This window comes from Streptomyces malachitofuscus (genome assembly GCF_055571035.1).
In genome coordinates this window covers 176,439-190,644 of the sequence record NZ_JBVIGA010000002.1, presented here as the reverse complement: position 1 = coordinate 190,644, position 14,206 = coordinate 176,439, and the positions used below count along the sequence as shown (strand labels likewise).

Sequence of the window (14,206 nt, the reverse complement as noted above, 5' to 3'; positions counted from 1 at the left end):
TATGTCTTCGCCGCGGTTCCTACTAAGCGACCCGGTCAGATCACGAAACCGGTGTGACAGATGTCACGGAACCATCAATTCCGGATCATCGTCAGGCTTTGCCCAGGGCGGCCACGGCCTCCTTGGCGGCCTTGATGGCGCCCTTGTTGATCTCGTCCGTGCCCGGCGCCTTCTTCGACTCGAAGTCGCTGCCGTTGTACGTCACGATCACCAGCGCGTTGGAGGCGCGCGCCACCACCACGCCCTCGCGGGTCTGCTGCTTGTCCTCGGTGGTCAGGTTCACCACCGAGTACGCCGCGTCCCCGAGCCCGGGAACCGCGCCCCCGCCGCTCTTCTCCTCCAGCCGGCCCTGGTACGACCGCTCGGCCGCCTCGTCCGACTCCAGCACCTCGTAGGACACGTCGAGCCAGCGGTACTCGTAGCCCTTGAGCGCGTTCCAGGAGCAGGTGCGGCGCAGCTTGGAGTCCGTGGACGGTATCTCCTTGCCGGCCGTCTTGGCGCCGGGCACAAGGGACTTGACGCTCTTCTCGGCGATGCTGTCGCACGGCGCGGGCGCGGCGGCGTACGTCTTCACCGCCTGGGTCCGGGACGGGGCGGAGGCCGACTGGGTCTTCGTCTTCTCGGTGGGGCTCTTGTCGGCGGCGGCTTCCTGAGTGGCCAGCGGGCCGGAGGACAGGGCCCAGCCCGCGGCGGCGAGGACGACCACCGGGGACAGGCGCGCGGTCAGGGCGATCGGCAGAGAAAAGGAAGGCACGGCGCACTTCTCGTGGGGGAAGGTGCGGAGGGAGTCCGCACTGCGGACGGGACGCCAGTGTCACACGCATCGCAGTGGTGCGGAAGGGGCAACTCGCTCCGTAGGCGCGCGGTGACGGGGGCGGACCGTCCGGGACGGCCGGTTGCCTCGATTCCTCTGCAAAACAGGCGATGTGAGGGGTCAGGGCACGCGCGCGATCCACTCCGGCGCGCTGAACTTGCTCCCCGCCAGCTCCTGCGCGCGAGCGAGCTCCTCGTCCGTCACCTTGCCGTCGGCGAGACCGTACCGCGCGCGGAACGAATCGACCATCCGCTCGATGACGGCCTCGCGCGGCAGGCCGGTCTGCCGGCGCAGCGGATCCACCCGCTTCTTCGCGCTCCTGGTGCCCTTGTCGGACAGCTTCTCCCGCCCGATGCGCAGCACCTCGAGCATTTTGTCGGCGTCGATGTCGTACGCCATCGTCACGTGGTGCAGCACCGCACCGGGGCCGCCGTCGGGCCCCACGACCCGCTTCTGCGCGGCGCCGGCGATCTTGCCCTGCTCGGTGGCGATGTCGTTCAGCGGCTGGTACCAGGCCCGGATCCCCATCTCGCCGAGCGCGCCGAGCACCCAGTCGTCGAGGTAGGCGTAGCTGTCCTGGAACGACAGCCCCTGCACCAGCGCCTCGGGCACCGACAGCGAGTACGTGATGGTGTTGCCCGGCTCCACGAACATCGCGCCCCCGCCGGAGATCCGGCGCACCACCTCGATGCCGTGCCGCCGCGCGCCCTCGGCGTCGACCTCGTTGCGCAGCGACTGGAAACTGCCGATGATCACGGCCGGGGCGCCCCACTCCCACACCCGCAGCGTCGGGGGACGGCGGCCGGCCGCGACCTCGGCGGTCAGCACCTCGTCCAGCGCCATGTGGAGCGCGGGGGACTGCGGTCCCTCGTGGATGAACTGCCAGTCGTAGTCGGTCCAGTCGGTGGCGTGCGCCAGCGCACGGCGCACCGCGACGCCGACACCCTCCGAGGTGAGCCCGTACATCACGGTGCCCTCGGGAAGGGCGGCGTCGATCCGTGCGGCCAGGCCGGCGGCGTCGGTGCCGGCGGGGGCGCCGTCCAGCGCGATGTTCACGGCGTCCAGCGCCTCGTCGGGTTCCAGGAAGAAGTCGCCCGCCACCCGGGGGTGCCGCAGCACGCCGTCCTCCACGTCCACGTCCACCACGACGAGCTTGCCGCCGGGGACCTTGTACTCACCGTGCACGACTCCGCCTTCCCTTCCGCCGCCCGGACCAACACCGCCGGGGGCGGCGTTGTTCCCCGCCGATCGGTAGCCTGCTGTCCGATCAGGGCCGAACAGACGGGAAACGTTGTCCGGCACGCGCGAGCACCGAGGTGATGCATGCGGTTCACCACCCGCCCCACCCTGCAGGGCACCTTCGGCATGGTGTCCTCCACCCACTGGCTGGCCTCGCAGTCGGCGATGGCGGTGCTGGAGGACGGCGGCAACGCCTACGACGCGGCCGTGGCCGGAGCCTTCGTCCTGCACGTCGTCGAGCCGCACCTCAACGGCCCGGCCGGCGAGGTGCCGATCCTGCTCGCGCCGGCCGGCGGAGAGGTACGGGTGCTGTGCGGGCAGGGCGTCGCCCCGGCCGGGGCGACCGTCGCCCACTACACAGGGCTCGGCCTGGACCTCGTCCCCGGTACCGGACCGCTCGCCGCGGCCGTGCCCGGCGCCTTCGACGCCTGGATGCTCCTCCTGCGCGACCACGGCACCAAGCCCCTCGCCGACGTCCTGAAATACGCCATCGGGTACGCCGAGGACGGCCACCCGCCCGTGGAGCGAGTCGGCGAGACCGTCGAGACCGTGCGCGAGCTGTTCGAGAGGGAGTGGACCTCATCGGCCGAGGTGTACCTGCCGGGCGGCCGGGCCCCGCGCCCCGGCGAGCTGCTGCGCAACCCCGCCCTCGCCGCCACCTGGAAGCGGCTCCTCGCCGAGGTCGCCGGGGCCGGCGACCGGGAGGCGCAGATCGACGCCGCCCGGGAGGTGTGGCGCAGCGGATTCATAGCCGAGGCCCTGGTCCGGCAGGCAGGACGCCCGACCCTGGACACCAGCGGCGAGCGCCACACCGGCACGCTGACCGCCGCGGACCTCGCCGGCTGGTCCGCGACCTACGAGACCCCGGTGACGTACGACTTCGACGGCTGGACCGTGTGCAAGGCCGGCCCCTGGAGCCAGGGCCCGGTGCTGCTCCAGCAGCTCGCCCTGCTCCCGTCGGAACTGCCCCGCCACGGCTCCGCCGACTACATGCACCTGCTGATCGAGGGCTGCAAGCTGGCCATGGCCGACCGCGAGGCCTGGTACGGGGACGCGGCCGAGGTGCCGCTCGACGACCTGCTGTCGGCCGAGTACAACGCCGAGCGGCGGACCAAGGTCGGCCCCCGCGCCTCCCACGACCTGCGGCCGGGCAGCCCCGGCGGACGCACGCCCCGGCTGAGCGCCCACGCGCGCGTGGTGGCCACCGACGATCCCGGCTTCAGCCCGATGGGCGTCGGGGAGCCCACGGTCGCCAAGAGCCCCACGTCCCCCGTGCCCGGCGAACCGGAGGTCTCCACCGACGGCGGCACCCGCGGCGACACCTGCCACCTGGACATCGTGGACCGCTGGGGCAACATGATCGCGGCCACGCCCAGCGGCGGCTGGCTCCAGTCCAACCCCGTCGTGCCCGAGCTGGGCTTTCCGCTCGGCACCCGGCTGCAGATGACCTGGCTGGAGGAGGGCCTGCCCAACACCCTCACCCCGGGCCGGCGTCCCCGGACCACCCTCACGCCGTCCCTGGCGCTGCGCGACGGCGTGCCCGTCATGGCGTTCGGTACGCCCGGCGGGGACCAGCAGGACCAGTGGCAGCTGCACTTCTTCCTCGCGGTCGCCCTGCGCGCCAAGGTGCGCGGCGGACTCGACCTCCAGGGCGCCATCGACGCCCCGAACTGGCACAACGACAGCTTCCCCGGTTCCTTCTACCCGCGCGGCATGCGCCCGGGCAGCGTCACCGTCGAGTCCCGCACGGACCCGGCGGTGGTGGAGGCGCTGCGCCGGCGCGGCCACCAGGTGACGGTCGGCGACGCCTGGTCGGAGGGCCGTCTGTGCGCCGTCGCGCGGGACCCGGCCACCGGCGTCCTCTCCGCGGCGGCCAATCCGCGCGGCCAGCAGGGATATGCGGTGGGGCGCTGAACCCACGGAGCCAGGGGCGGTGAACCCACGGAGCGAGGGTCCGGCACCCCGATTTCCCGCCGATTCCACCCGGAGTGCACCGGGAGGGGCGGGAATGTCAGTGCGGCGTGCTCTCATGGAGTCATGATCGAGAACCACAGTGAAACCGTCGACGCGTTTCTCGCCCGGCACGCCTGTGACGTGGAGGAGGCCGTCCGCAAGGCCGCCGCGCAGGAGATCATGCCGCGCTGGCGCCGTCTCGCCGAGCACGAGGTGGACCGCAAGACCGGCCCGCACGACCTGGTGACGGACGCCGACCGCAACGCCGAGCGGTACCTCACCGAGGCGCTCGCCGCCCTCCTGCCCGGCTCCGCCGTCGTGGGCGAGGAGGCGGTGCACGCCAATCCCACGTCCTACGAGGCGATACGGGGCGAGGCCCCGGTCTGGATCGTCGACCCCGTCGACGGCACCCGCCAGTTCGTGCACGGCGACACCGGCTTCTGCACCCTGGTCGCCCTCGCCGTTCGCGGCGTCGTGCACGCCTCGTGGACCTACGCCCCCGTCCACGACCAACTCGCCACGGCCGTCCGGGGACAGGGCGCCCGACTCGACGGCGAGCCGCTGCGCGCCGGCTCCCCGGACCCCGGCGGCGATCTCCGCGTCGCCACCTCCCACCCGGACTACACCACGGACGAGCAGAAGCGCGCCCTGCTCGGCCTGCGGACCGACGGCGTGGCCCCGCGCCCCTGCGGCTCGGCCGGGCTGGAGTACCTGGCCGTCGCCCGCGGCGCGTCGGACGCCACCGCCTTCTCCTGGGAGGCCGCCTGGGACCATGCGGCCGGGCTGCTCCTCGTGACGGAGGCCGGAGGCACCCACCTCACCCGCGCGGGCAGGCCCTTCGACATCAGGGGAGGCAACACCCTGCCCTTCACGGCGGCCCGGGACGCGGCCACCGCGCGGCGGGTGGTCTCCCTGCTGTCGGAGACGGCGTGACCCACCCCGGGCACGAGGCCCCGGAAGTTCGTTCCGCGCCCGGCATATCCTGATCCCCCAGTGGCCGCCGGCTGACAAAGGAGTCCCAAGGTGCCGTCGATGCTCGATGCGGTCGTGGTGGGTGCGGGGCCGAACGGGCTGACCGCGGCCGTGGAACTGGCCAGGCGCGGCTTCTCGGTGGCCCTGTTCGAGGCGAGGGACACCGTCGGCGGCGGCGCCCGCACCGAGGAACTCACGCTTCCCGGCTTCCGTCACGACCCGTGCTCCGCCGCGCACCCCCTCGCCGTCAACTCGCCCGCGTTCCGCGAGCTCCCGCTGGACCGCTACGGCCTGGAATGGCTGCACCCCGCCCTCCCCATGGCACACCCCTTCCCCGACGGCACCGCCGCCGTGCTGTCCCGGTCGGTGGGCGAGACCGCCGCCTCCTTCGGCCCGCGCGACGCCGGCGCCTACCGCCGCCTCGTCGCACCCTTCCTGCCCAAGTGGGACACCCTGGTCCGCGACTTCATGTCCCTCCCCCTGACCGCGCTGCCGCGCGACCCGGTGACCCTCGCCCGCTTCGGTCTGACCGGCCTGCCGCCCTCGACCTGGCTCACCCGCCGCTTCCGCGACGAGCGGGCCCGCACCCTGTTCGCCGGCCTCGTCGCCCATGTCATGGCCCCCTTGAACGGCCTCGCCACCGGCGCCGTCGGCCTGGTCTTCGCCCTCGCCGCACACGCCCGCGGCTGGCCCGTCGCCCGCGGGGGCTCCCAGGCGATCTCCGACGCCCTCGCCGCGTATCTCCAGGACCTCGGCGGCGCCGTCCACACCGACTACGAGGTCAAGCGGCTCGACGACCTGCCGCCCGCCCGCGCGTACGTCTTCGACACCTCGCCGACGGCCCTGGCCCGCATCGCCGGATTCGGCGGCCACTACGCGAACTACCGCTACGGCCCAGGCGTCTTCAAGATCGACTACGCGCTGGACGGCCCCGTGCCGTGGACCGCCCCCGAGGCCCGCGCCGCCGGCACCGTGCAGATCGGCGCGGACAGCACCGAGATCGGTGCCGCCCTGCGTGCCGCGTCCCGGGAGGGCCGCGCCCCCGACACCCCCTTCCTGATCACCGTGCAGCCCACAGTCGTCGACCCCACCCGTGCCCCGGCCGGCCGGCACGTCTTCTGGGCCTACGGTCATGTGCCGAACGGCTGGACCGGCGACCTGACCGACGCCATGGAGCGCCAACTGGAGCGGTACGCCCCCGGCTTCCGCGACCGCGTCCTGGCCCGCGCCACGGCCGGCCCCCCGGAACTCGCCGCCGGCAACGCCAACTACGTCGGCGGCGACATCGCCACCGGCGCGGTGTCCGGACTCCAGCTGCTGCTGCGCCCGAAGCTGTCCGCGTTCCCCTACCAGACCCCGCACCCCGCCGTCTTCATCTGCTCGTCCGCCACCCCGCCCGGTCCCGGCGTGCACGGCATGTCCGGACACAACGCGGCGAAGGCGGTCTGGAGGAGGCTCCGCCGGACATGACCACCACGATCACGCTCGTCCAGGGCGACATCACCCGCCAGAGCGCCGACGCGATCGTCAACGCCGCCAACTCCTCCCTGCTGGGCGGGGGAGGCGTCGACGGTGCCATCCACCGCCGGGGCGGCCCGGCGATCCTGGAGGAGTGCCGCAGACTCCGCGCCTCGAGGTACGGCAAGGGCCTGCCCACCGGCCAGGCGGTCGCCACCACCGCGGGGAACCTGGACGCCCGCTGGGTGATCCACACCGTGGGCCCCGTGTTCAGCGCGACGGAGGACCGCTCCGCGCTCCTCGCCTCCTGCTACCGCGAGTCCCTGCGCGTCGCCGACGAACTCGGCGCCCGCACCGTCGCGTTCCCCGCCGTCTCCACGGGCGTCTACCGCTGGCCGATGGAGGACGCGGCCCGCATCGCCGTCGAGACGGTCCGGGCCACCGACACGGCCGTCGAAGAGGTCGTCTTCGTCCTCTTCGACGACCGCGCCCACGAGGCGTTCGCCGCGCAGCTGCGCTGACGCCCGTCGCGGTCGGGTCAGGCCACCGCGGGAGTGCAGTGGGCGGCGACGGCACCCTGACGGAGACTCAGGACACGGCCGACGCACTCGGCAGCCGTACCTCCCTCGTCGCGGCCGCCGGACAGGCGGCGTGAGCGTGACAAGCGTCCCGCGCGGCGTCTCTCACGCGCCGCCGGTCCCGCCCCCCTCGGCCAGGCTCCGGTGCCGGAGGCGCCCGGGGGCGTCGGCCTCCGCGGCGTCCGCCACGGCCTCCGCCGCCGCCTGGGCCGCCTGTGCGGTGTCGTCGGCGGCCTTGGCGGCGCTGTCGTCGGCCGACGGCTTCTCCCGGGTGGCGGGCGACGGGGGCAGCACTTCGGTGAAGGCCTTGGACACGCCCTGGAGCGCGGACGTGATCTCGCTGGGAATGACCCAGAAGTTGTTGCCCGAGCCCTGTGCGAGCTGGGGGAGTGCCTGGAGGTACTGGTAGGCGAGGAGTTTGGGGTCGGGGTCGTTGCGGTGCACGGCCTGGAACACCTCGTCGATGGCCCGGGACTGGCCCTCGGCCTGGAGGATGGCGGCGGTCCGGTTGCCCTCCGCGCGCAGCACGGCCGCCTGCTTGTCGCCTTCGGCGGTGAGGATCTGCGACTGCCGCTGCCCCTCGGCCCCGAGGATCGCGGCCCGCTTGTCGCGCTCGGCCCGCATCTGCTTCTGCATGGCCTCCTTGATGGACTGCGGCGGGTCGATGGCCTTGATCTCGACGCGGTTGACCCGCAGCCCCCACTTGCCGGTGGCCTCGTCCAGCACCCCGCGGAGCTGGCTGTTGATGGTGTCCCGCGAGGTGAGGGTCTTCTCCAGGTCCATGGAGCCCACCACGTTGCGCAGCGTCGTGACGGTGAGCTGCTCGACGGCCTGCAGGAAGTTGGCGATCTCGTAGAAGGCCGCACGCGGGTCGGTGACCTGGAAGTAGAGCACGGTGTCGATCTCGACGACCAGGTTGTCCTCGGTGATGACCGGCTGCGGTTTGAAGGAGACCACCTGTTCCCGCAGGTCGATCAGGGGGTGCACCCGGTCGATGTAGGGGATGACGAGGCTGAGTCCGGGGGTGAGGGTCCGATGGTAGCGGCCGAGTCGCTCGACGTTGCGAGCGCGTGCCTGCGGCACGATGCGGACGGCCCGCACGACGGTGAAGATCGCGAAGAGCGCGATGATCAGGCCGGCGATGAGAGAGGCGGTGATGTCCATGGCTTCAGTCCCGTGGGTAGACGAGCGCGGTGGCGCCGCTGATCTCTATGACGTCGACGGTTGTTCCGGAGGCGATCACGAGGGTTTCGTCGTAGCTGCGGGCCGTCCATTCCTCTCCGCCGATACGGACCCTGCCGCCGGTGCCCGTCACGTCGGAGACGACGTAGGCGGGCTTGCCGATCAGGGCGTCCGTCCCGAAGCGAGCGGTCTGCGGCCGGCGCATGTGGCGCAGGGCGAGCGGGCGTACGAACAGCAGCGTGCCGGCGGAGAGGAGCGCGTACACCAGGAACTGCAGTCCCACGGGCAGCCCGACGGCCGCTGCTCCCGCGGTGACCAGCGCGGCCACGCCCAGCATCCCCAGGGCGGCCGTGAGGGTGAAGATCTCCGCCACCACCAGGACGGCCGCGACGATCAGCCAGATCAGCCATGGATCCATGACGCGCCTCTTCTCACCGGTGCGGGTTTCGAGGGCATGAACCGCGGTGTCGGCTGCTACGGACGACAACCGACACCTTTGCCCCCATTTTACCCACGAGTAGGCCGAGTTCCGAGAGGCGTGCGCGAGGAAGCCGACGGGAAGGGCGGAACCATCAGGACCGCACAGAGTCCGACGGCATCATTGCTTCGGTTGTGTTCGAGTCCTAGGGTGTGGCTGGCTCAGTAGCTACTCCGTCACCAACCGTTGTGGTTCTTCCCTGGCGCAACGTCCCCGTCACGAACGAGGCGCCGAGGGGGAATCCCGCGTGCCCTCAGTCCGTGCAGCGCCCTGTCGAACCGAGGAAGGCCACGGTCATGCCGCACCCCCACGAGTTCCCCGCCGACCGGCCCGCCCACCCCGCCCGGCCCGTCGTCAGCCGCCGCCGTCTCCTGGAGTCGGGTACCGCCGTGCTCGGCGCCCTCGCCCTGTCCGCGCCGACCGGCGCCGCGCACGCGGCCGGCCGACGGGCTGCCGCCGCGGCACCCCCCGAGTGGAACGACTTCGGTGTCTTCCGGCTCGGCACCCAGCCGCCGCACACCACGCTCACGCCGTACGCCGACGTGAGACAGGCCCTCGACGGGGACCGCACCCGCTCGCCCTACCGGCTGAGCCTCGACGGCACCTGGAAGTTCGCCTACGCGGACCGCCCCGAGGACCGCGACCCCGACTTTTACCGCACCGACACCGACGACAGCGACTGGGAGACCATCCCCGTCCCGTCCGTGTGGCAGCTGCACGGCCACGACTTCCCCATCTACCTGAACATCACCTACCCGTACTGGGGCCCCAACGGCCGCGGCGAGGACCCGCAGCCGCCCGCCGCCCCCACCCGCTACAACCCCGTCGGCCAGTACCGGCGCACCTTCACCGTCCCGCGCGACTGGCGGGGCCGCCGCACCTTCCTCCACTTCGAGGGCGTCAAGTCCGCCCACTACGTGTGGATCAACGGCGAACTCGTCGGCTACGACGAGGACTCCTGCACACCGTCCGAGTACGACATCACCGACCTGCTGAAGCCCGGCACCAACCGGATCGCCGTGGAGGTGTACCGCTACGCCGACGGCGACTGGCTGGAGGACCAGGACATGATCCGGCTGAGCGGCATCTTCCGCTCGGTCCACCTGTACTCCACCCCGGCCGTGCACCTGCGCGACTTCAAGCTGGACACGCCCCTGGACGACACGTACACGGACGCTGAGCTGGCCGTCACCGCGAGCGTGCGCGCGTACGGCGACGGCGCGAGCGGCCGGTACACCGTCGAGACCCAGCTCTACGACGCGCGCGGACACGCGGTCTGGTCCCGGCCGCTGGAGCAGACCGCCGACCTCGGCACGGCCGGCGCCGGCGAGGACGTCACCGTACGGGCGTCGAAGGCCGTGAAGCGGCCCCGGCTGTGGTCGGCCGAGCAGCCGAACCTCTACACGGCCGTCCTCAGGCTCCGCGACCCGGCCGGAGAAGTGATCGAGACGCTGTCCCACCGCGTCGGCTTCCGCGAGTTCGCGATCAAGGACGGGCTGATGCGCATCAACGGCGAACCCGTCTCCTTCCGCGGCACCAACCGCCACGAGATGCACCCGGCCCGCGGCACCGCCCTCACCCGCGAGGACCTGGTCGAGGACATCACCCTCATCAAACGGCTGAACATCAACTCCGTCCGCACCTCGCACTACCCCAACAACCCGCTGTGGTACGAACTCGCCGACGAGTACGGCCTCTACCTCGTCGACGAGACCAACCTGGAGACCCACGGCATCCGTTCCTCGTACCCGGGCGACCACCCCGAGTGGACGGCGGCCTGCGTCGCCCGCGCCCAGAACATGGTCCACCGCGACAAGAACCACCCCTCGGTGGTCATCTGGTCGCTCGGCAACGAGGCGGGCGGCGGCTCCACGTTCACCGCCATGCACGCCTGGATCCGCTCCTACGACCCCACCCGCGTCATCCAGTACGAGGGAGACGACCGGCCCGGCATCAGCGACATCCGCTCCCGGATGTACGAGAGCCCCGCACGCATCGAACAGCGCGCCCGGGACACCGCCGACACCCGGCCGTACGTCATGATCGAGTACTCGCACGCGATGGGGAACTCCAACGGCAACTTCAAGAAATACTGGGACATCGTCCGCCGTCACGACGTCCTCCAGGGCGGCTGGATCTGGGACTTCGTCGACCAGTCCCTCTACACGCCCGTCCCCGCCCGCACCCTGCTCACCGAGTCGGGACCGTCCGGCCTGCGCGGCGAGATCCTCGCCACCCGCGGCCGCCTCGACCGCGACCGGGGCCTGTCCGGCATCACGGTCTTCGAACGCGCCGACAGCCTCGACCTCACGGGTTCACTGACCCTGGAGGCCTGGATCACCCCGGACGTGACGGGATACCACCAGCCCATCATCGCCAAGGGCGACACCCAGTACGCACTGAAGCAGACCGACCGCAGGCTCGAGTTCTTCATCCACTCCGCGGGGCAGTGGATCGCCGTGAACTGGGAGGTCCCGGACGACTGGACCGGACGCGAGCACCACGTCGCGGGCGTCTTCGACGCCGGCGCCGGCACCCTGACCCTGTACGCCGACGGCGCGGTCAGGGCCACCCGCACCACCGACCGGCGGCCCAGCAGCAACACCGCGCCGCTCGCGCTCGCCTCCGACGCCGACAACCAGATCAGGGAGTTCAGCGGCACCATCCGCCGCGCCCGCGTCTACGCCCGCCCCCTCACCGCCGCCGAACTGGCCTCCGACGCCCGGGGGCCCGGCGACGACGGCGTGCGGTTCTGGTTCGACGCGGCCACCGTCCGGACGGAGACGAAGCGGCCGCGGGAGAAGTCGTTCCTCGCCTACGGCGGCGACTGGGGCGACAACCCCAACGACGGCGCCTTCGTCGCGGACGGCATCGTCACCGCCGACCGCGGGCACACCGGCAAGGCCGTCGAGGTCAAGCGCGTCCACCAGGCCATCGGCGCCGCCCGCACCCCCGGTGGCGGCCCCGGCGACGTCACCCTCACCAACGAGTACCTGTTCACCGGCCTGCGCGCGTTCGACGGCCGGTGGGAACTCGTCGCGGACGGCGAGGTCGTACGGCGCGGACGGCTCACCCGGGACCAGCTGGACGTGCCGCCGCGGTCCGGCAAGGAGATCAGCCTCCCCGTACGGCTGCCCGAGGACCCGGACCCGGGGACGGAGTACTTCCTCCAGCTCTCCTTCACCACCAGGGAGTCCACGAAGTGGGCGAAGGCCGGCTTCGAGGTGGCCCGGCACCAGTTCCCGCTCGACGCCGCGAGCCCGGCCGTGATCCCCGTTCCTCTCGCACGCGTCCCGGCGCTGCGCCATGAGGACCACGACGAGGACATCAGGATCACCGGCCCGAGCTTCTCGGTCACCGTCGACAGGAGGAGCGGCACCATCACCTCCTACGAGGCGCGGGGTACTCGCCTGATCACCTCCGGACCCGTGCCCAACTTCTGGCGGGCGCCCACCGACAACGACAAGGGCAACGGCCAGCACCTCCGCAACCAGACCTGGCGCGACGCGGGCGCCCGCCGGAAGGTCACGGACGTCACCGTGCGGACCCTCGACGACCGCGCCGTCGAGATCAAGGTCACCGGCACCCTGCCCACCACCGTGGAATCCACCTGGTCCACCACCTACACCGTCTTCGGCAACGGCGAGATCAGGGTCGACAACACCCTCCACCCGGGTGCCCCGGACCTGCCGTACATCCCCGAGGTGGGCACGCTGCTGTTCCTGCCGCGCCGCCTGGACCGCCTGCACTACTACGGCCGCGGCCCGGAGGAGAACCACTGGGACCGCAACACCGGTACCGACGTGGGCCTTTACTCCTCCACCGTCGCCGACCAGTGGACCCCGTACATCCGCCCGCAGGAGAACGGCAACAAGACCGACGTCCGCTGGGCTGCCCTGACCGATCGCGGCGGGCGCGGTCTGCTGGTGTCGGGCGAACCCCTCCTGGAGATCAACGCCTCGCACTTCACCCCGGAGGACCTGTCGGCCGGGGTGCGGCACGACTACCAGCTGACCCCGCGGGACGCGGTCGTGCTCCGGGTCAACCACCGCCAGATGGGCGTGGGCGGCGACAACAGCTGGGGCGCGCACACCCACGACGAGTTCAAGCTCTTCGCCGACCGGGACTACGCGTACACCTACCGGCTGCGTCCGCTCACCGACGTGGACGAGGCCATGGCCGCCTCACGCCGGCCCACGGCGACCCGGTAGCGGGACACACGCACGGGAGCCCGGGGTAACCGGGCTCCATGGGTGACATTCTGGTCGGGGCATGTTCGTGGACGGACCGTCAGCTCGTGACGAGCGGCTGGTATCCGCGCGGGCGGCGGGACGCCGAGGGCAGGCTGCGGCACTACGCCACCAGGCTGCCCGTCGTCGAAGTGGACTCCGCCTACTACGCGTTGCCCAGCCGCCGCAACAGCGAGCTGTGGGTGGAGCGCACACCGGACGGATTCCGCTTCGACGTCAAGGCGTTCTCGCTGCTGACCGGCCACCCCACCCGGCAGCAGGCGCTCCCCGCCGACCTGCGGAACCGGACGGTGGACGGCACGCTGCTGGACGAGGTGTGGGGAAGGTTCGCGGAGGCGGTCGAACCGCTGCGCAGGGCCGGCCGGCTGGGAACCGTGCTGTTCCAGTTCCCGCCCCGGTTCGCGCCGGGAGCCGCCGCCGAGCGGGTGCTGGAGGACTGCGCGCGGCGCACGGCGGGCTGGCCGCTCGCCGTCGAGTTCCGGCACCCGGCCTGGTGGGCCCCCGAACGGGCGGAGGAGACACATGCGTTGCTGTCCGGGCTGGGAGCCGCGGCGGTCGGCGTGGACATGGCCCAGGGGCTCACCGGGTCCCTGCCGCGCGTCGTGCCCGTCACCCGCCGCGCGCCGGCCGTCGTACGGTTCCACGGCCGCAACACGGCCTGGGGGAGGGGAAGCAAGGAGGACCGCTTCCGCCACGACTACGACGTGACCGAACTCGCCGCCTGGGTGCCCCGGTTGCGTCGCGCGGCCCGGCAGACCGACGAACTGCACATGCTGTTCAACAACTGCTGCGCGGACGCCGCCGTACGCGCGGCCGAGACCATGCGGGGGCTGCTCACCCGGCCGTGTCGCTGATCCCCTCACCGCCCCCGCCCCCGTCCTCCTCACCGGCGACCACCACCGGGCGGCCCCCGCGTCGCGGCCGCCACCGGCCTCACGGACGTCCGCGCCGGGCTCCCCTGCCCGAGGACAAGGTGAACGCCGTACGGGACCTCCAGGCCACCGGGCGCAAGGTGCTGTTCGTCGGCAACGGCGTCAACGACGCGCCCGCCCTCGCCGGCGGCCACTCCGGCGTCGCGATGGGCGGCGCGCGCTCCGATCTCGCCCTGGAGACGGCGGACGTGGTCGTCGTACGCGACGAACTGGCCGCCGTACCCGTGTTCGTCCGGCTCTGCCGCACCGCCCGTCGGCTCGTGGCGCAGAACCTCGTCATCGCCGGCACGGCCATCGGCATGGCGATCCGGGCAGCCGCAGGACAGGTGACGTCGATGTCGGATTCCCGC

At 72.3% G+C, this 14,206-nt stretch carries 10 protein-coding genes and 1 pseudogene; 7 read left to right on the top strand and 4 right to left on the bottom strand.

The window, feature by feature from the left end; all coding sequences use genetic code 11:
• Positions 1-91 precede the first annotated feature (91 nt).
• Together ACZ44S_RS03350 and ACZ44S_RS03345 are read right to left on the bottom strand one after the other, a co-directional pair.
• Complete coding sequence (locus tag ACZ44S_RS03350; protein ID WP_466924062.1) at positions 92-754, bottom strand: hypothetical protein; 663 nt, start codon at positions 752-754, stop codon at positions 92-94.
• A gap of 180 nt (positions 755-934) precedes the next feature.
• Entirely contained in the window at positions 935-1,999 is a 1,065-nt protein-coding gene (locus ACZ44S_RS03345) for a lipoate--protein ligase family protein (RefSeq protein WP_466924059.1), read from the bottom strand.
• 138 nt (positions 2,000-2,137) lie between these two features.
• Between ACZ44S_RS03345 and ACZ44S_RS03340 the strand changes: the two genes are divergently transcribed.
• From ACZ44S_RS03340 to ACZ44S_RS03325, 4 genes are all read left to right on the top strand, one after another.
• A complete protein-coding gene (locus ACZ44S_RS03340) occupies positions 2,138-3,967 on the top strand; it encodes a gamma-glutamyltransferase family protein (RefSeq protein WP_466924056.1) in 1,830 nt (609 codons plus the stop codon).
• A gap of 123 nt (positions 3,968-4,090) precedes the next feature.
• Positions 4,091-4,939: an inositol monophosphatase family protein gene (locus ACZ44S_RS03335; RefSeq protein ID WP_466924054.1), complete on the top strand. Its 849-nt coding sequence runs from the start codon at positions 4,091-4,093 to the stop codon at positions 4,937-4,939.
• 99 nt (positions 4,940-5,038) lie between these two features.
• Entirely contained in the window at positions 5,039-6,448 is a 1,410-nt protein-coding gene (locus ACZ44S_RS03330; protein ID WP_466924052.1) for a phytoene desaturase family protein, read from the top strand.
• Complete coding sequence (locus ACZ44S_RS03325) at positions 6,445-6,957, top strand: O-acetyl-ADP-ribose deacetylase (RefSeq protein WP_466924048.1); 513 nt, start codon at positions 6,445-6,447, stop codon at positions 6,955-6,957. Before ACZ44S_RS03330 ends, ACZ44S_RS03325 begins: the two co-directional genes overlap by 4 nt.
• Before the next feature lie 162 nt (positions 6,958-7,119).
• On the opposite strand, the gene ACZ44S_RS03320 is transcribed toward ACZ44S_RS03325, so the two are convergent.
• Entirely contained in the window at positions 7,120-8,178 is a 1,059-nt protein-coding gene (locus ACZ44S_RS03320) for an SPFH domain-containing protein (RefSeq protein WP_466924046.1), read from the bottom strand.
• A 4-nt stretch (positions 8,179-8,182) separates the two neighbouring features.
• A complete protein-coding gene (locus ACZ44S_RS03315; RefSeq protein ID WP_466924042.1) occupies positions 8,183-8,614 on the bottom strand; it encodes an NfeD family protein in 432 nt (143 codons plus the stop codon).
• Positions 8,615-8,970: 356 nt separating this feature from the next.
• Between ACZ44S_RS03315 and ACZ44S_RS03310 the strand changes: the two genes are divergently transcribed.
• From ACZ44S_RS03310 to ACZ44S_RS03300, 3 genes and pseudogenes are all read left to right on the top strand, one after another.
• Complete coding sequence (locus ACZ44S_RS03310; protein WP_466924039.1) at positions 8,971-12,885, top strand: glycoside hydrolase family 2 TIM barrel-domain containing protein; 3,915 nt, start codon at positions 8,971-8,973, stop codon at positions 12,883-12,885.
• Between the two features lie 38 nt (positions 12,886-12,923).
• Positions 12,924-13,778, top strand: a complete 855-nt coding sequence (locus ACZ44S_RS03305) for a DUF72 domain-containing protein (protein ID WP_466924037.1) — start codon at positions 12,924-12,926, stop codon at positions 13,776-13,778.
• Between the two features lie 4 nt (positions 13,779-13,782).
• Positions 13,783-14,164: pseudogene (locus ACZ44S_RS03300) on the top strand (HAD family hydrolase); the annotation flags it as partial.
• Between the last annotated feature and the right edge of the window lie 42 nt (positions 14,165-14,206).